Raw genomic sequence first — 16,298 nt, 5'->3', positions numbered from 1 at the left:
GCATTCGCTGCGCCCGGCTGTCTATGGTGCGCAGTTCCGCCGCTCGCCACAAGGCGTGTAGCCGTCTTCATAAGGAACCCGATGATGCGCCGTCCAGCTGCTTTCCTCGCTTTGTGTGCAAGCCTTGTGCTCTCTACCCAAGCCTTGGCAGCCGAGCTGCCGCAACGCTGGGTCAGCGCTGGTGGCGCCTTGAGCGAGTGGATAACCGCATTGGGGGGTGAAGCGCGCCTGGTCGGTGTGGACACTACCAGCCAGCACCCGGCCTCGTTGAAATCGTTGCCCAGTGTGGGTTATCAGCGACAGCTGTCGGCCGAAGGCATTCTCAGTCTGCGCCCGGATGTGCTGGTGGGCACCGAGGAAATGGGGCCGCCACCGGTACTGGCGCAAATCCGCAAGGCTGGCGTGCGGGTCGAGTTGTTCTCCAGCAAGGCCGAGCTGCCGGCGGTAGATGAAAACCTCAGGCACCTGGGGAAGTTGCTCGGCGCAGAGCAGCAAGCGTCCACGCTTGCAGCGGACTACCGGCAGCGGCTCGATGCGTTGCATGCCAACGTCAAGCTGGCCCAGGCCGGGCAGCAGGCTCCTGGGGTGTTGCTGCTGGTCGGTCATGCCGGGGCCAAGCCGCTGATTGCCGGGCAAGGCACTGCCGGTGACTGGCTGCTGGGCCAGGCGGGTGGGCGAAACCTGGCCGCGCACCAAGGCTACAAGAACTTCTCCAACGAAGCCTTGGCGGCGCTTGACCCGGATGTGATCGTTTTTTCCGACCGGGCGCTGGCCGATGAGCAGGCCTTGCAGGCGCTGTTGAAAGAAAACCCCGCGCTGGCTGCCTCGCGGGCCGTGCGTGAGAAACGCCTGGTCTCACTGGACCCGACGCTTTTGGTCGGCGGGCTCGGGCCTCGGCTACCGGCGACCTTGCAGTCGCTGGCAGCCACCTTCTACCCGGCTGCTCAGGCCAGCTTCGCACAATGAAACAACGGGTCCAGTCACGTACGCTGTTCATTAGCCTGAGCCTGTTGTGCCTGTTGGCGATCTGGCTGTCACTGGCGCTGGGGCCAGTCAGCCTGCCAATGCTCGATACGCTGCGCGCTGGGCTGCGTCTTTTGGGATTGCCTGTTTCCGAAGATGGCCTGCAGCAGGCCGAGATGATCCTTGGCCAGATCCGCTTGCCGCGCACCCTGTTGGGGTTGGCGGTGGGCGCGGTGCTGGCTCTGTCCGGGGTGGCCATGCAGGGGCTGTTCCGCAACCCGCTGGCCGACCCCGGGCTGGTAGGCGTTGCCGCCGGTGCCGCAGTGGGGGCAGCGGTTGCCATAGTTGGCGGCGCCTGGTTTGGTGGCATGCCGGATGCCTTCGCGCCTTATCTGCTGTCGTTCTGCGCTTTTGTCGGCGGGCTTGGGGTCACTGCGCTGGTCTACCGCCTGGGGCGCCGCGATGGCCAGACCAACGTTGCCACGATGCTGCTGGCTGGCGTGGCCATGACCGCGCTGGGTGGTGCGGTCGTGGGGCTGTTCTCTTACTTGGCCGATGATGCCACCTTGCGCACGCTGACATTCTGGAACCTTGGCAGCCTCAATGGCGCCAGCTATGAGCGGCTGTGGCCATTGTTGCTGGTGGCGGTAGCGGTAGCGGTGTGGCTGCCACGCCGGGCCAAGGCGCTGAATGCCCTGTTGCTGGGGGAGTCGGAGGCGCGTCACCTGGGCGTTGACGTGGAGCGGCTCAAGCGTGAGCTGGTGTTCTGCACGGCGCTGGGGGTTGGGGCGGCAGTGGCTGCAGCCGGGTTGATCGGCTTCATCGGCCTGGTAGTGCCGCACCTGGTACGCCTGCTGGCCGGGCCCGATCACCGTGTAGTGCTGCCAGCCTCGCTGCTGGCCGGCGGTGTGCTGATGTTGTTCGCCGACCTGGCGGCGCGCCTGCTGCTGGCGCCTGCCGAGCTGCCGATTGGTATCGTCACGGCCTTCATTGGTGCGCCGTTCTTCCTGTTCCTGCTGATGCGAGGACGCGGCTGATGTTGCAAGTAGAGGGCCTGTATCTGCGCAGGGGTAGCAATGAGGTGCTGCACGACATCCATCTGCAGTTGCATCCGGGGCAGGTCGTGGGGGTGCTCGGCCCCAACGGCGCCGGCAAGAGCAGCCTGCTGAGTGTGCTGTGCGGTGAACTGGCGCCCGGCCGCGGGCGGGTGACGCTGCAGGGCCGCCCCCTGGCCGATTGGGCCGGGCAGGAACGGGCAAGGCGCCTGGCAGTGTTGCCACAGGTGTCCAGCCTGGGTTTCTCGTTTCGGGTCGAGGAAGTGGTGGGTATGGGGCGCATGCCTCATGGCACCGGGCAGCGGCGTGATGCGGAAATTGTCGAGGCGGCGTTGCAGGCGGCAGATGCCTGGCACCTGGTGGGGCGCAGTTACCTGGCGCTTTCCGGTGGCGAGCGGCAACGGGTGCACCTGGCCCGCGTGCTGGCGCAGCTATGGCCGGGCGAGGAGGGGGCCACGTTGCTGCTCGACGAACCGACCTCGATGCTCGACCCGCTGCATCAGCACACCACCTTGGAAGCCGTACGTCGCTTTGCCGACTGCGGTGCGGCAGTGTTGGTCATCCTGCATGACCTGAACCTGGCAGCGCGTTACTGTGACCGTATCCTGTTGCTGGAGCAGGGGCGTTGCCACGCGTTTGCCACGCCCGAAGCGGTACTGACCCCAGCGGCACTGAAGGCGGTGTACGGTATCGACGTACTGGTGCAAGCGCACCCCGAGCGCGGGCATCCGCTGATCATCACCCGCTGATTCTTAAGCCATGTACGGCCTGTGTGGAAGCGGCCTTGTCTCGCTACAGATCCGCCCCCCTGCGCAGGCCATTCAAATAGTGGATGACATGGAGTAACTGCCGATGCGACACCCGCTGCTGTCCGGTTTCTCGCTGTGCCTGGTACTGGCGCTAGGCGGCTGTCAGGCCAGCCTGCCCCCGTTGCCCGCCTGGCAGAGCAGTGAAGGTCGCACGCACGCCGAGCAGGGGAAGATTGTCGATCTGTCCAATGAGCAGGTCATAAGCCCCGAAAAGCTGGTGCATCGCCTGGCTGTCGCACCCCGCGTGCTTGTCGGCGAGAAGCACGACAACCCTGACCATCACGCGCTGCAGCTATGGCTGCTGCGCGCTCTTCAAAGCCAGCGCACTCAGGGCAGCCTGTTGCTGGAAATGCTGCAGCCCGAACAGCAGTCACGGGTGGACAAGCTGGTGGGGCAGCCGTTGCCGGAAGACTTGCCCAAGGCGCTGGCCTGGCAGGAGGGCTGGGATTGGCAGTTGTACGGGCCGATTGTCACCGAAGCCTTGCAGCATCGGGTGACGTTGCTGGCAGCCAACATTTCGCCCGCCGAGATGCGTCAAGCCTATCGACAACCGGCTCCGGTGCAGGGCGAAAAGTCCAATGCACCCGCAGTAAAGGCTGCCTTGCTGGAACAGGTGCGCGCCGGGCATTGCGGGATGCTGCCGGAAAGCCAGTTACCGGCGATGCTGGCCGTTCAGCAGCAGCGCGACCGGCGCATGGCCGAGCGCTTGCTGGCGGCGCCGCAACCGGCACTGCTGTTTGCCGGGGCTTACCATGTACGCAAGGACCTGGGCATACCCTTGCATCTGGCTGACCTGGGGGCGTCGGACGAGAGCAAGGTATTGCTGCTGGCTGAGGTGGGCGAGCGAGTCGAGCCTGGCGAGGCTGACTATGTGTGGTACACGGCAGCGATGCCGGAGCAGGATTACTGTGCGCAATTGCGGCGTTGAACCTTGAAAAGCACAGGCAAAAAAAGACCCGGCAAACTGCCGGGTCAATAACCGTGATTAGCCTGATGAGGAGATAATCTGAGAGTCCGAACCAGGGGCTCTTAGCTTATCCAACCAGTCTCGCGACCAGTTGCGATAATCATAACAATTCTCATTTAGCCGTCAATCCCTTTACCCCGATTATTTTGGTTTTTTTTGCGCAGGGTTTTTCGCGTCCAATTGTTGGTTGAGTGCTTCCTTGCGTTCGAGCGGCAAATCGTTCCAGTGCATGTCCAGCAGGGCGCCTTCAATGGCATACAACAGCACCTTCGATGCACGGAACCCTCGTGTTTTCACGGCCTGGTACGCACCCACCGCGCCCAGGCGGCGCAAATCCGATGCACTGTGGATGCCAGCTGCATGCAGCCACTGCGCAGAAGTCTTGCCAAGGTTCTTCAGATGCTGCAATTCATCGTTCATCGAGCCTCCTTGCGATGGCTGAACGGGAATGGGGGGATAAATCGCGAGCAGGTCTGAGAGGAGTGTAGCGGGGGTTGGGAAATATGCGGCTTTTTGCCATCGGAGGGTGAGCGGCCTGTGCCTGCCCCTTCGGGGGTAGGCACAGGAAGATGACGAACTTACAGGCCAGGCAACCGCTGGCGAATCTGCTCGATCACCTGGTCCATGCTGCCAGCAGCCTGGGTATCGACGCGGGTGCTGTGCACCAGCTCCTGCGCATCCAGCGCCTCACGGCTGGCCTGCTGGGCCTTGATTACCTCCAGCGTGGCATCCGAGGGGTCGCTGTTTTCGGCCTGGCGCTGCTCCAGCCAACTGGCGATGACCGCCTCCGGCGCGTGGCAGTCGAGGATGAGGAACGGCACTCCGGTCTGGCTGGCAACGTCTGCCGCAGCCTGGCGCTGCTCACGCTTGAGGTAGGTGGCGTCCAGCACCACCGGGAAGCCGGCGCGCAGCACGGTCGCTGCCACCTCGTGCAGGCGCTGATAGGTCGCTGCGCTGGCCTCCTGGTCGTATATGCCCGTACTCAGCTGGCCGGCGTCGGCCTGCTGTTGTTCGCCGAACAGGCGCTTGCGCTCCACGTCCGAACGCACGCGCACTGCACCCAAGGCCTCGACCAGACGCATGGCCACGTGACTTTTGCCCACCGCCGAAACGCCATGGGTGATGGCCAGCAGCCGCGACGGGATGGCACTGTAGCTTTCGGCCAGGTTGGCGTAGTTGCGGTAGGTGCGCAGGGTGGTGGCACGCTGCACGCCATCAGCGTCGGCCGGCATGCTGAACAGTGCGACCTTGGCCCGCACCAGCGCGCGATAGGCCTTGTAGAAGTTGAGCAGTTCCAGGCCTTCGTAGTCCCCCGTCAGTTCCAGGTACTGGCTGATGAAACGTCGGGCCAGGCACTTCAGGCCGCGGTCTTCCAGGTCCATGGCCAGGAAGGCGGTGTCGGCGTAGACGTCGGTCAGTCGGAAAGGCTCGTTGAATTCGATGCAATCGAAGATCACCACCTTGCCATCGATCAAGGTGGCGTTGCCCAGGTGGATGTCACCGTGGCACTCACGGATGAAGCCATTGGCCTTGCGCCTTTCCAGCAGGCCGTGCAGGCGCTCGAAGCTGCTGCGGGCCCAGGCCTGCAGGGCGTCGAGTTGCTGCAGATCGGCTTTGTCGCTGAGGAATGGGCGAATTTGCTCGAAGTTCTGCTCCACTGGTGCCATCACGCTGTCTGGCGTGCCCAGCGGGTGCTCCATCGGCACACGTGGGGCCTGCAGGTGAAACTCGGCAATCTGCCGGGCCATCTGGTCGATGTGCGTGGCGTTCAGTTCGCCATTGGCCTGCAGGGTGTTGAGCATCTGGCCCTGGGGGAACTGGCGCATCTTCAGCACGTATTCGATGGCTTCACCTTCGCCACCGATCTGCGGTGCGTCGACGCTACCGGTGATCGGCAGCACTTCCAGATACAGGCCTTCGGTCAGTCGCTGGTTCAGGCGCAACTCTTCGTTACAGAAATGCTGGCGCTGGTCCAGCCCGGTGAAGTCCAGGAAACCGAAATTCATCGGTTTCTTGACCTTATAGGCGTACTCGCCAGTGAGCAGGACCCAGGAGATATGCGTCTCGATGAGCTGAAACCCATCCACGGGATGAGGGTACAGGGCAGGGTTCTGCAACGCAGTAATAAGAGCTTGGCTCACGGCAAATCCTTCCGGGGCAAGGGAATTCGAATGCGCCATTATGGTCAATGGTGCCGTCCCTGCCTACCGCTGGGCCGTCTGCCCAGCCTTTATAAAGTGCGTATAATCCGCCGCCATGACCCGAACCCGAAATTCCCGCACCCCTCAGAAACGCCCGACCGGCCGCTCCCGCGCCTGGCTGGGCTGGGCTTTGAAGCTCAGCCTGGTAGGCCTGGTGATCGTCGCCGGCTTCGCGGTTTACCTCGATGCCGTCGTCCAGGAAAAGTTCTCCGGCAAGCGCTGGACCATCCCGGCCAAGGTGTATGCCCGGCCGCTGGAACTGTTCACCGGCCAGAAGTTGAGCAAGAACGACTTCCTCACCGAACTCGATGCGCTTGGCTACCGTCGCGAAAGCGCGGCCAACGGCCCCGGCGCTGCGTCCGTCAACGGCAATACCGTCGACCTCAATACCCGTGGCTTCCAGTTCTACGAGGGCATGGAACCGGCGCAGTTCGTGCGCGTGCGCTTCTCTGGCGATTACGTTGCGGGCCTTTCCGGTGCCAACGGCAAGTCGCTTGACGTGGTGCGGCTGGAGCCGCTGATGATCGGCGGCATCTACCCGAAAAATCTCGAGGACCGCATCCTGATCAAGATCGATCAGGTACCCAAATATCTGCTTGAAACCCTGGTAGCCACGGAAGACCGCGACTTCTACAGCCACTACGGCGTGTCGCCCAAGTCCATCGCCCGGGCCATGTGGGTCAACACTTCGTCCGGCTCTATGCGCCAGGGTGGCAGTACCCTGACCCAGCAGTTGGTGAAAAACTTCTACCTCAGCAGCGAGCGCAGCCTCAGCCGTAAGCTGACCGAGGCGATGATGGCGATACTGCTCGAACTGCACTACGACAAGCGCGAAATCCTTGAGGCCTACCTCAACGAGGTGTTCGTCGGCCAGGACGGTCAACGCGCCGTGCACGGCTTTGGCCTGGCTAGCCAGTTCTTCTTCAGTCAGCCGTTGTCCGAGCTGAAACTGCATCAGATCGCCCTGCTGGTGGGCATGGTCAAAGGCCCGTCCTATTACAATCCGCGGCGTCACCCCGAGCGCGCCCTGGCGCGCCGCAACCTGGTGCTCGACCTGGTGGCCGAGCAGGGCGTGGCCAGCCAGGCAGAAGTCGATGCGGCGAAGAAAATGCCGCTGGGCGTAACCAAGCGTGGCAGCCTGGCCGACAGCTCGTTCCCGGCCTTCCTCGACCTGGTCAAGCGACAGCTACGTCAGGACTACCGCGACGAAGACTTGACCGAAGAAGGCCTGCGCATCTTTACCAGCTTCGACCCGATCCTGCAGATGAAGGCCGAAACCTCGATGAGAGAGACCTTCAAGCGCCTGTCGGGCCGCAAGGGGGCTGACGAGGTGGAAGCGGCAATGGTCGTGACCAACCCTGAGACCGGTGAAGTACAGGCGCTGATCGGTAGCCGCCAGGCAGGCTTCGCCGGCTTCAACCGGGCCATCGATGCCGTGCGGCCGATCGGCTCGCTGGTCAAGCCGTCGGTATACCTGACTGCGCTGGAGCAGCCGAGCAAATACACCCTGACCAGTTGGGTGCAGGACGAGCCATTTTCGGTCAAGGGGGCTGACGGCCAAGTCTGGCGCCCGCAAAACTATGATCGTCGCCCGCACGGCACTATCTACCTGTACCAGGGGCTGGCCAACTCGTACAACCTGTCGACCGCCAAGCTCGGCCTGGAAGTGGGCGTGCCGAACGTGATCAAGACCATTGGTCGGTTGGGGGTGAATGTCGACTGGCCAGCGTTCCCGGCCATGTTGCTGGGCGCTGGTGGCATGTCGCCGATGCAGGTGGCAACCATGTATCAGACCATCGCCAACGGCGGCTTCAACACGCCGATGCGCGGTATCCGCAGCGTGCTTACCGCCGAGGGCGAGCCGCTCAAGCGCTACCCGTTCCAGATCCAGCAAACCTTCGACCCGGGTGCCATTTACCTGGTGCAGAACGCCATGCAGCGCGTAATGCGCGAAGGTACAGGGCGCTCGGTGTACAACACCTTGCCACGCTCGCTGACCTTGGCGGGCAAGACCGGTACCAGTAACGACTCGCGTGACAGCTGGTTCTCCGGCTTCAGTCAGGATCTGCTGGCCGTGGTGTGGATGGGCCGTGACGATAACGGCAAGACACCGTTTACCGGCGCCACCGGAGCCTTGCAGGTGTGGACCAGCTTCATGAAGAAGGCCGACCCGCTGCCACTGGATATGCCGCAACCGGACAACGTGGTGCAGGCCTGGATCGACCCGTACACTGGCCATGGGTCTGATGCCAGCTGTCCGGGAGCGGTGCAGATGCCGTATATTCGCGGGAGTGAGCCGCCGGCCGGCGCAACCTGTGGCGGCGAGCAGGATCCAGTCGAATCGGTAATGGACTGGGTCAAGGGCTGGATGAATTAAGCACAGGCTGCATTGATGAGGTGTGACGTGAACAAGTGGCTGTTTCCTGCCGTGACGGCGTTGGCTGTGCTCCAGGGGTGCTCCAGCGTCCCGCGTGGCAATATTCCGGTGGTCGATTCGAGCACCCGTGTGTCCAACAGCGAGCGCGTGACGGCCAACCGCTCGGCGGGTGGCTATAACACCGGCACCGCCCAGGCGCAGACGCTGCCGGAGGATTCCGGCGTCACCGTGATGATCCCGCAGGGCGCAGGCGCTTCGGCCATCCAGACGTTCCCGGCGAACAATGGCGCAGCACCGATCACTCCAGGGCCGATCACTCCTGGCCCTGTCAGCTCGGCACCGATGACCACCAATCCCAACCCGATTGCCGATGAACCCTTCGACATTGCCGCGATGAACAGCACTGCGCAAAGCGCCAGTGCGCCAACCGGTATTCCGCGCAGCGCTGCCGCCGGTGGCCTGTCGGCCGACGAGCAACTGGACGGCCCGGTGCTGGCATTGCTGACCACTGCGCAGACGCAGCAGGGCAGTGGCGACTTCAACGGTGCCGCCTCGAGCCTGGAGCGTGCCCAGCGTATTGCTCCGCGTGAGCCGCAGGTGCTGTATCGCCTGGCCCAGGTGCGCCTCTCGCAAGGTGATGCAGCGCAGGCCGAGCAGTTGGCGCGTCGCGCTCTGACCTACGCCAACGGCCGCCCAAGCCTGCAGGCCGAGCTATGGAACACGATCGCCCAGGCTCGTGAAAAGCAGGGTGACAGCGCTGGTGCGGCGCTGGCCCGGCAAAAGGCGCGGGTCAATTCGTGATGATCGAGCAACGTATTCTGGATATTGCCGACCACCTGCTATTGATCGAGCGTGAACTGCAGGTGCAAGGCTGGTGGGATGACGAGCCGCCAAGCGACGAGGCACTGGCCAGTACGGTGCCGTTCGCCGTGGATACCCTCAGTTTCGAGCAGTGGCTGCAATGGATCTTCCTGCCCCGCATGAAGATCATCATTGAGCTGGGCCACCCGTTGCCCAATGCATCGAGCATCCTTGTCATGGCCGAAACCGTGTTTACCGACCGGCCGGAGCAAAGTCGTGAGCTACGGCGCCTGTTGGCAGCTTTTGATCAATTGATCGCTCCTTCCGCCTGATTTCTTCAGTTTTTCCTTCCAGGGCCGCAGATTGTGGCCCTTTTTATTGGAAATCTTCTTAATTCTGCTGCTGAAGCGATTTTTAGTGGTGGCAGGAATTCATCTTGGGGAAAAATTGGCAATAATTTTTCTTGACTTGTTGGCGCCGAATCACAAGAATCCAACTTCCGCTGTAGAGGGACTGCCAGAAGCAGACCCGCTAAGCAGATCATGAGGTGCACACCCGCGCCGACCTGTTACACCCCGCAACGCGTTACCTCGCGCTGGGTGGGAAACCCCCGCAACACTCTGGGGATCTCCCAATACTTGCTCAGTCAGTGCTGACGTTCGCTCATGCTCTGCTTGGCAGTAAACCTATTAAGACCCGTCCAGTGAGGGCGGTATTCTGGCGTTTTAGAGGTGAACAACGTGGAGCTTTTATCTGGCGCTGAGATGGTCGTCCGCTTCTTGCGTGACGAAGGCGTTAAGCACATCTACGGGTACCCTGGTGGTGCTCTCCTGCATGTTTACGACGCACTGTTCAAAGAACCGGAAGTGGAACACATCCTGGTTCGTCACGAGCAGGCGGCAACCCATATGGCGGACGGCTACGCTCGCGCCACCGGCAAGGCCGGTGTGGTGCTGGTAACCTCCGGTCCTGGCGCGACCAATGCCATTACCGGCATTGCCACCGCCTACATGGACTCGATTCCGATGGTTATCCTGTCCGGCCAGGTGCCTAGCACCATGGTGGGCACCGATGCCTTCCAGGAAACCGACATGATCGGTATCTCGCGGCCGATCGTGAAGCACAGCTTCATGATCAAGAACCCGACCGAGATCCCTGAAATTCTGAAAAAAGCTTTTTACCTGGCGCAATCCGGTCGCCCAGGTCCAGTCGTGGTCGACATTCCAAAAGATATGACCAACCCGGCTGAAAAGTTCGAATACGTCTACCCGAAAAAGGTCAAGCTGCGCTCCTACAGCCCGGCGGTCCGCGGTCACTCCGGCCAGATCCGCAAGGCTGCCGAGATGCTTCTGGCTGCCAAGCGCCCGGTCGTCTACTCCGGTGGCGGCGTGATCCTCGGCGGTGGCTCCGAAGCCCTGACTGAAATCGCCAAGTCGCTGAACCTGCCGGTTACCAATACCCTGATGGGTCTGGGTGGCTTCCCGGGTACCGACCGCCAGTTCCTCGGCATGCTTGGCATGCATGGCAGCTACACCGCCAACATGGCCATGCACAATGCCGACGTCATCTTTGCCGTCGGTGCGCGTTTCGACGACCGCGTTGTAAACGGTCCGGCCAAGTTCTGCCCGAATGCCAAGATCATCCACATCGACATCGACCCGGCGTCGATCTCGAAGATGATCAAGGCCGACGTGCCGATCGTCGGCCCGGTCGACAGCGTACTCAGCGAAATGCTCGGCATCCTCAAGGAAATCGGCGAGCAGCCTGACAAGGCGGCGCTGGATGCCTGGTGGAAGCAGATTGACGAATGGCGTGGCAATGGCGAGTTGTTCCCTTACGACAAGGGCGATGGCAACGTCATCAAACCGCAAAAAGTCATCGAGACACTGTGCGAAGTGACCAATGGCGATGCCTTCGTCACTTCCGACGTGGGCCAACACCAGATGTTTGCCGCGCAGTACTACCGCTTCAACAAGCCAAACCGCTGGATCAACTCCGGTGGCCTGGGCACCATGGGCTTCGGCTTCCCGGCGGCGATGGGCATCAAGCTCAACTTCCCGGATCAGGACGTGGCCTGTGTGACCGGCGAAGGCAGTATCCAGATGAACATCCAGGAGCTGTCCACCTGCATGCAATACGGCCTGCCGGTGAAGATCGTCAACCTGAACAACGGTGTGTTGGGCATGGTCCGCCAATGGCAGGACATGGCCTACAACGGTCGTCATTCGCACTCGTACGTCGAGTCGCTGCCTGACTTCATCAAGCTGGCCGAGGCCTATGGCCACGTGGGTATCCGCATTACCAGCCTGAAAGACCTCAAGCCGAAGCTGGAAGAAGCGTTTGCGATGAAGGACCGTCTGGTGTTCATCGACATCGCGGTTGACCGCAGTGAGCACGTCTATCCGATGCAGATCAAGGATGGCTCGATGCGTGACATGTGGCTGAGCAAGACGGAGCGTACCTGATATGCGGCACATCATTTCCCTGCTGCTGGAAAACGAACCAGGTGCGTTGTCCCGTGTGGTCGGCCTGTTCTCCCAGCGCAACTACAACATTGAAAGCCTGACTGTAGCGCCGACCGAAGACCCGACCCTGTCGCGTCTGACGCTGACCACCGTTGGCCATGACGAAGTGATCGAACAGATCACCAAGAACCTGAACAAGCTGGTCGAAGTGGTCAAGCTTGTCGACCTGTCGGAAAGCGCTCACATCGAGCGTGAACTGATGCTGGTCAAGGTCAAGGCCACCGGTGCCCAGCGCGCCGAGATCAAGCGCACCACGGATATCTTCCGCGGCCAGATCGTCGACGTGACCGCCAGCGTGTACACCGTGCAGCTGAGCGGTACCAGCGACAAACTGGACAGCTTCATCCAGGCGATCGGCACTGCATCGATTCTGGAAACCGTGCGCAGCGGCGTTACCGGCATTGCCCGTGGCGACAAAGTGCTCAGCATCTAAATTTAAAAATTAGCGATGGCTCCGCAGGGGCCGAGATATAACCAGGGGTATTTTCATGAAAGTTTTCTACGATAAAGACTGCGACCTTTCCATCATCCAGGGTAAGAAAGTCGCCATCATCGGTTACGGCTCCCAGGGCCACGCTCAGGCGTGCAACCTGAAAGACTCCGGTGTAGACGTTACCGTCGGTCTGCGTAAAGGTTCGGCTACCGTTGCCAAGGCTGAAGCTCACGGCCTGAAAGTTGCTGATGTTGCTACCGCTGTCGCTGCGGCTGACCTGGTCATGATCCTGACCCCGGACGAATTCCAGGGCACTCTGTACAAGAACGAAATCGAGCCGAACATCAAGAAGGGCGCTACCCTGGCCTTCTCGCACGGTTTCTCGATCCACTACAACCAGGTTGTTCCGCGTGCCGACCTCGACGTGATCATGATCGCGCCGAAAGCCCCGGGCCACACCGTTCGTTCCGAGTTCGTCAAAGGCGGCGGCATCCCTGACCTGATCGCTATCTACCAGGACGCTTCCGGCAACGCCAAGAACGTCGCACTGTCCTACGCTTCGGGCGTGGGTGGTGGCCGCACCGGCATCATCGAAACCACCTTCAAGGACGAGACCGAAACCGACCTGTTCGGTGAGCAGGCTGTTCTGTGTGGCGGTACCGTCGAACTGGTCAAAGCCGGTTTCGAAACCCTGGTCGAGGCTGGCTACGCGCCGGAAATGGCCTACTTCGAGTGCCTGCACGAGCTGAAGTTGATCGTAGACCTCATGTACGAAGGCGGCATCGCCAACATGAACTACTCGATCTCCAACAACGCCGAATACGGTGAGTACGTGACTGGTCCGGAAGTCATCAACGAAGAATCCCGCAAGGCCATGCGCAATGCTCTGAAGCGCATCCAGGACGGCGAGTACGCGAAGATGTTCATCTCCGAAGGTGCTACCAACTACCCATCGATGACCGCCAAGCGTCGTAACAACGCCGCTCACGGCATCGAAATCATCGGTGAGCAGCTGCGCTCGATGATGCCGTGGATCTCGGCTAACAAAATCGTCGACAAGACCAAGAACTAAGTCTTATCGAAAGATGAAAAACGCGGCTTTGGCCGCGTTTTTTCGTTCTGGCATCCCGCTTCTGGTATAAAGCAGACCAGTGGCTCGCTGTCAGAACCTGTTTCGCGGGCCCGTGTCGAACATTTTCCATCCTGTTGCAAGGTACCCTCCATGAGCGAACGTCCCGAAGAGCCGAACAAGCCCTCCGACGCCGAAAGCCTGCTACCTGTCGATGAGCACGTTGAAGAAGGGCATGACGCCGAAGGCCGCAAGGTGCGCCACCGCGGCATCTACCTACTGCCCAACCTGTTTACCACCGCCAACCTGTTTGCCGGTTTCTATTCCATCATCAGCTCGATGAGTGCACAAAGCGCCCTGAGTGCCGGCGACCCGCGCGAGGCGAGCAAGTACTTCGCTTTTGCCGCTATCGCCATTTTCGTGGCCATGGTGCTCGACGGCCTGGACGGCCGCGTTGCGCGCATGACCAACACCCAGAGTGCCTTCGGCGCCGAGTATGACTCGCTGTCGGATATGGTCGCCTTCGGCGTGGCCCCGGCTTTGCTGGCCTTCGGCTGGGCGCTGGGTGACATGGGCAAGGTCGGCTGGATGGTTGCATTCATCTATGTGGCCGGTGCCGCGTTGCGCCTGGCGCGCTTCAATACCCAGGTCGGTACCGCCGACAAGCGCTACTTCATCGGTCTGGCCAGCCCGGCTGCCGCCGGTGTGGTGGCGGGCACCGTATGGGCGTTCAGCGACTATGGCATCCAGGGCTCCAAGCTGTCGTTCCTGGTGGCGCTGCTGGTGGCTGCTGCTGGCATGCTGATGGTCAGCAACATCAAGTACAACAGCTTCAAGGAGCTGGACCTCAAGGGGCGTGTGCCGTTCGTGGCGATCCTGGCGGTGGTGCTGGTGTTTGCCGTCGTATTCAGCGACCCGCCGCGTATCCTTCTGCTGATCTTCCTTGCCTATGCAGCATCGGGGCCGATCCAGTTCCTGCTGAAGGCGCGCCGTCGCAAAGTGTGAAAATCACTTAACGTTGGAATAACCTCACGGCTCCATAGTCTTACTGGTACATCCGTTACTCAGTGCTATGGAGCCGTTCATGCTTATCAAGCTTCCCTGGTCTTCCGAGTGCAAGGCGTCGGAGATCACCCCCGAAAGCATTTACCTTTCCCGTCGCACCCTGCTGGGCGGCTCATTGGCTGGCTTGGCGCTAGGCGCATTTCCGGGTGGGGTGGGCGCGGCGCAAGTGTCGCGTTATGCCGATGTGCAGGCTGGGGCCGCGCCGGCCTGGTTCACTGACAAGCTCGCGGCCACGCGCTGGCAAGCGGTGACGGTGAAGGACGAGGCGATCACGCCGTTCAAGGATGCCACTCACTACAACAACTTTTACGAGTTCGGGCCCGACAAGGGCGATCCGGCGGCCAATGGCGACAGCCTGAAGACCGAACCGTGGTCCATTGTGGTGGATGGTGAGGTTGGCAAACCCGGACGCTATGCTCTGGAGGACTTCGTAAAACCCTATCAGCTTGAGGAGCGGATCTATCGGCTGCGCTGCGTAGAGGCGTGGTCGATGGTCATTCCGTGGCTGGGGTTCCCTTTGGCTCAGGTGCTCAAGCAGGTCGAGCCGACCTCGAGGGCGCGTTATGTGCGTTTCGAAACGCTGAAGGATCCTCAGCATATGCCCGGGCAGCGGTCAGGATTTGCCTTGATCGACTGGCCTTATAGAGAAGGGTTGCGCCTGGATGAGGCGATGCACCCGCTGGCAATTCTCGCGGTGGGTATGTACGGCCGGGAGCTGCCCAATCAGAACGGCGCGCCGTTGCGTCTGGTGGTGCCTTGGAAGTATGGCTTCAAGAGCATCAAGTCGATTGTGCGCATCAGCCTGGTAGCGGAGCAGCCCGGTACTACCTGGGAAGGGCTGGCGCCGGATGAATATGGTTTCTATGCCAATGTGAATCCGACTGTCGACCACCCGCGCTGGAGTCAGGCGCGCGAACGTCGCTTGCCCAGCGGGTTGTTCAGCCCCAACGTGCGGGAGACACAGATGTTCAATGGCTACGCTGATGAAGTGGCGTCGCTGTATACCGGGCTCGATCTGCGGAAGAACTACTGATGCGTTACCCCTGGTTTCGCTTGGCCATCTTTGTCGTGGGCTGCCTGTTTCCGGTGTGGTGGCTATATGAAGCGGCGATGAACCTGCTGGGGCCTGATCCCGGGAAGATCATGATGGACCGTCTTGGGCTTGGGGCGCTCACCTTCTTGCTGGTGACCTTGAGCATGACCCCACTGCAGAAGCTGACGGGCTGGTCTGGCTGGATTGTGGTTCGCCGGCAGCTGGGGTTGTGGGTGTTCGCCTATATAGTGCTGCACATCCTGGCTTACCTGTTTTTCATTCTGGGGCTGGATTGGGGGCAGTTGGCGGTGGAACTGAGCAAGCGGCCATACATTATTGTGGGAGCGCTGGGGTTCCTGGGTTTGCTGGCGTTGGCGGTCACCTCTAACCGGTACAGCCAGCGGCGGCTTGGGGCGCGGTGGAAGAAGCTGCACAGGTTGGTGTATGCGGTGCTTGGGTTGGGCTTGCTGCATTTCCTGTGGATCGTGCGCTCGGACCTTCGGGAGTGGGCGATCTATGCGTCTATAGGGGCTGTGTTGATGGTGTTGCGGATTCCTGCTGTTGCGCAGGTTCTTCCCAGGGTTGCCAGGAAGCAGGGTCGGGCGGTTTGAGAGTGGGGCGGGGCTGCCAAGGGCCTGTCTTGAGATAGCAATGGCAGTGGAGGGGCCCGCCTTTGTTTCTCTGGCGTCTGTGAGATCGAGCGCTTGTTTGTTCGACGCGATATTGAGACAGGCACCAAAGCGTTCGCGCGCGAATCCCACAGGCATAATTGGCCTGAAACAAACGTAGGAGCGGGTTTACCCGCGAAGCGCCGCGCGGGCGGCGCTCGGTCTCACAGGCGCAGAAACTGTTGTGGCGAACACTTGGCAGCCTCGATACGGTCTTTTCCCCTTATATTTCACTTTCTTGAAATTAAAGGTTGACGCCCTCTCGAATCCCCTTATAATGCGCCCCACTTCCAGCGACAACGGAACGACAAACTCCTTGAAATTCAATGAGT

Annotated in this window: 16 protein-coding genes; 13 read left to right on the top strand and 3 right to left on the bottom strand. The window is 61.2% G+C overall.

The window, feature by feature from the left end; translation table 11 throughout:
* Positions 1 to 81: 81 nt before the first annotated feature.
* From INQ47_RS10390 to INQ47_RS10375, 4 genes are all read left to right on the top strand, one after another.
* On the top strand, positions 82 to 966 hold the full coding sequence (locus INQ47_RS10390; protein ID WP_252460773.1) for a hemin ABC transporter substrate-binding protein: 885 nt from the start codon (positions 82 to 84) through the stop codon (positions 964 to 966).
* A gap of 50 nt (positions 967 to 1,016) precedes the next feature.
* On the top strand, positions 1,017 to 2,000 hold the full coding sequence (locus INQ47_RS10385) for an iron ABC transporter permease (protein WP_252460801.1): 984 nt from the start codon (positions 1,017 to 1,019) through the stop codon (positions 1,998 to 2,000).
* Positions 2,000 to 2,767, top strand: a complete 768-nt coding sequence (locus INQ47_RS10380; protein ID WP_252460772.1) for a heme ABC transporter ATP-binding protein — start codon at positions 2,000 to 2,002, stop codon at positions 2,765 to 2,767. Before INQ47_RS10385 ends, INQ47_RS10380 begins: the two co-directional genes overlap by 1 nt.
* A gap of 103 nt (positions 2,768 to 2,870) precedes the next feature.
* Positions 2,871 to 3,755 (top strand): ChaN family lipoprotein, encoded by an 885-nt coding sequence (locus tag INQ47_RS10375; protein WP_404701634.1) that lies wholly within the window; start codon positions 2,871 to 2,873, stop codon positions 3,753 to 3,755.
* Between the two features lie 180 nt (positions 3,756 to 3,935).
* Here INQ47_RS10375 and INQ47_RS10370 read toward each other — a convergent pair whose 3' ends face one another.
* Both INQ47_RS10370 and INQ47_RS10365 read right to left on the bottom strand, forming a co-directional pair.
* Positions 3,936 to 4,214 carry a TfoX/Sxy family protein gene (locus tag INQ47_RS10370; RefSeq protein WP_003250025.1) on the bottom strand — a complete coding sequence of 93 codons (279 nt, stop codon included), beginning with the start codon at positions 4,212 to 4,214 and terminating at the stop codon, positions 3,936 to 3,938.
* Positions 4,215 to 4,372: 158 nt separating this feature from the next.
* The gene (locus INQ47_RS10365; RefSeq protein ID WP_209963428.1) at positions 4,373 to 5,935 is read right to left on the bottom strand and encodes a bifunctional aminoglycoside phosphotransferase/ATP-binding protein; all 1,563 of its coding nucleotides are present in this window, start codon (positions 5,933 to 5,935) and stop codon (positions 4,373 to 4,375) included.
* 115 nt (positions 5,936 to 6,050) lie between these two features.
* Between INQ47_RS10365 and mrcB the strand changes: the two genes are divergently transcribed.
* The 9 genes from mrcB to msrQ all read left to right on the top strand — a co-directional run bounded on the left by mrcB (position 6,051) and on the right by msrQ (position 15,909).
* Positions 6,051 to 8,372, top strand: a complete 2,322-nt coding sequence (mrcB, locus tag INQ47_RS10360; RefSeq protein ID WP_392522036.1) for a penicillin-binding protein 1B — start codon at positions 6,051 to 6,053, stop codon at positions 8,370 to 8,372.
* Positions 8,373 to 8,387: 15 nt separating this feature from the next.
* A complete protein-coding gene (locus INQ47_RS10355) occupies positions 8,388 to 9,173 on the top strand; it encodes a M48 family metallopeptidase (RefSeq protein WP_289711638.1) in 786 nt (261 codons plus the stop codon).
* Complete coding sequence (locus INQ47_RS10350) at positions 9,173 to 9,505, top strand: YqcC family protein (RefSeq protein ID WP_019099850.1); 333 nt, start codon at positions 9,173 to 9,175, stop codon at positions 9,503 to 9,505. Before INQ47_RS10355 ends, INQ47_RS10350 begins: the two co-directional genes overlap by 1 nt.
* A 408-nt stretch (positions 9,506 to 9,913) precedes the next feature.
* Positions 9,914 to 11,638 (top strand): acetolactate synthase 3 large subunit, encoded by a 1,725-nt coding sequence (locus INQ47_RS10345; protein ID WP_028697593.1) that lies wholly within the window; start codon positions 9,914 to 9,916, stop codon positions 11,636 to 11,638.
* 1 nt (position 11,639) lies between these two features.
* The gene (gene ilvN, locus INQ47_RS10340) at positions 11,640 to 12,131 is read left to right on the top strand and encodes an acetolactate synthase small subunit (RefSeq protein ID WP_003250040.1); all 492 of its coding nucleotides are present in this window, start codon (positions 11,640 to 11,642) and stop codon (positions 12,129 to 12,131) included.
* A gap of 55 nt (positions 12,132 to 12,186) precedes the next feature.
* Complete coding sequence (ilvC, locus tag INQ47_RS10335) at positions 12,187 to 13,203, top strand: ketol-acid reductoisomerase (RefSeq protein WP_021784771.1); 1,017 nt, start codon at positions 12,187 to 12,189, stop codon at positions 13,201 to 13,203.
* Positions 13,204 to 13,353: 150 nt separating this feature from the next.
* Positions 13,354 to 14,205 carry a CDP-diacylglycerol--serine O-phosphatidyltransferase gene (gene pssA / locus INQ47_RS10330; RefSeq protein WP_021784770.1) on the top strand — a complete coding sequence of 284 codons (852 nt, stop codon included), beginning with the start codon at positions 13,354 to 13,356 and terminating at the stop codon, positions 14,203 to 14,205.
* Between the two features lie 79 nt (positions 14,206 to 14,284).
* Positions 14,285 to 15,298, top strand: coding sequence for a protein-methionine-sulfoxide reductase catalytic subunit MsrP (gene msrP, locus INQ47_RS10325; protein WP_252460766.1), 1,014 nt, complete (start codon positions 14,285 to 14,287; stop codon positions 15,296 to 15,298).
* Entirely contained in the window at positions 15,298 to 15,909 is a 612-nt protein-coding gene (msrQ, locus tag INQ47_RS10320; RefSeq protein ID WP_404701633.1) for a protein-methionine-sulfoxide reductase heme-binding subunit MsrQ, read from the top strand. The genes msrP and msrQ overlap by 1 nt, the downstream gene beginning before the upstream one ends.
* Before the next feature lie 186 nt (positions 15,910 to 16,095).
* Here the strand turns inward: msrQ and INQ47_RS10315 are convergent.
* Positions 16,096 to 16,298: hypothetical protein (locus INQ47_RS10315; protein ID WP_404701632.1), on the bottom strand; the 203-nt coding region annotated here is incomplete at its 5' end.

Source organism: Pseudomonas sp. 3HC3 (assembly GCF_044904505.1).
Lineage (GTDB): Bacteria > Pseudomonadota > Gammaproteobacteria > Pseudomonadales > Pseudomonadaceae > Aquipseudomonas > Aquipseudomonas putida_Y.
Note: the sequence above shows the minus strand (reverse complement) of the source record. Positions and strands in the feature narration are given on the sequence as shown.

Excerpts from the sequence above, each read along its gene's own strand:
- INQ47_RS10350 (WP_019099850.1), top strand. The coding sequence starts at position 9,173 with ATGATCGAGCAACGTATTCTGGATATTGCCGACCACCTGCTATTGATC.
- pssA (WP_021784770.1), top strand. The coding sequence starts at position 13,354 with ATGAGCGAACGTCCCGAAGAGCCGAACAAGCCCTCCGACGCCGAAAGC.
- INQ47_RS10370 (WP_003250025.1), bottom strand. The coding sequence starts at position 4,214 with ATGAACGATGAATTGCAGCATCTGAAGAACCTTGGCAAGACTTCTGCG.
- ilvC (WP_021784771.1), top strand. The coding sequence starts at position 12,187 with ATGAAAGTTTTCTACGATAAAGACTGCGACCTTTCCATCATCCAGGGT.
- msrQ (WP_404701633.1), top strand. The coding sequence starts at position 15,298 with ATGCGTTACCCCTGGTTTCGCTTGGCCATCTTTGTCGTGGGCTGCCTG.
- msrP (WP_252460766.1), top strand. The coding sequence starts at position 14,285 with ATGCTTATCAAGCTTCCCTGGTCTTCCGAGTGCAAGGCGTCGGAGATC.
- INQ47_RS10355 (WP_289711638.1), top strand. The coding sequence starts at position 8,388 with ATGAGGTGTGACGTGAACAAGTGGCTGTTTCCTGCCGTGACGGCGTTG.
- mrcB (WP_392522036.1), top strand. The coding sequence starts at position 6,051 with ATGACCCGAACCCGAAATTCCCGCACCCCTCAGAAACGCCCGACCGGC.
- INQ47_RS10375 (WP_404701634.1), top strand. The coding sequence starts at position 2,871 with ATGCGACACCCGCTGCTGTCCGGTTTCTCGCTGTGCCTGGTACTGGCG.
- INQ47_RS10390 (WP_252460773.1), top strand. The coding sequence starts at position 82 with ATGATGCGCCGTCCAGCTGCTTTCCTCGCTTTGTGTGCAAGCCTTGTG.
- ilvN (WP_003250040.1), top strand. The coding sequence starts at position 11,640 with ATGCGGCACATCATTTCCCTGCTGCTGGAAAACGAACCAGGTGCGTTG.
- INQ47_RS10380 (WP_252460772.1), top strand. The coding sequence starts at position 2,000 with ATGTTGCAAGTAGAGGGCCTGTATCTGCGCAGGGGTAGCAATGAGGTG.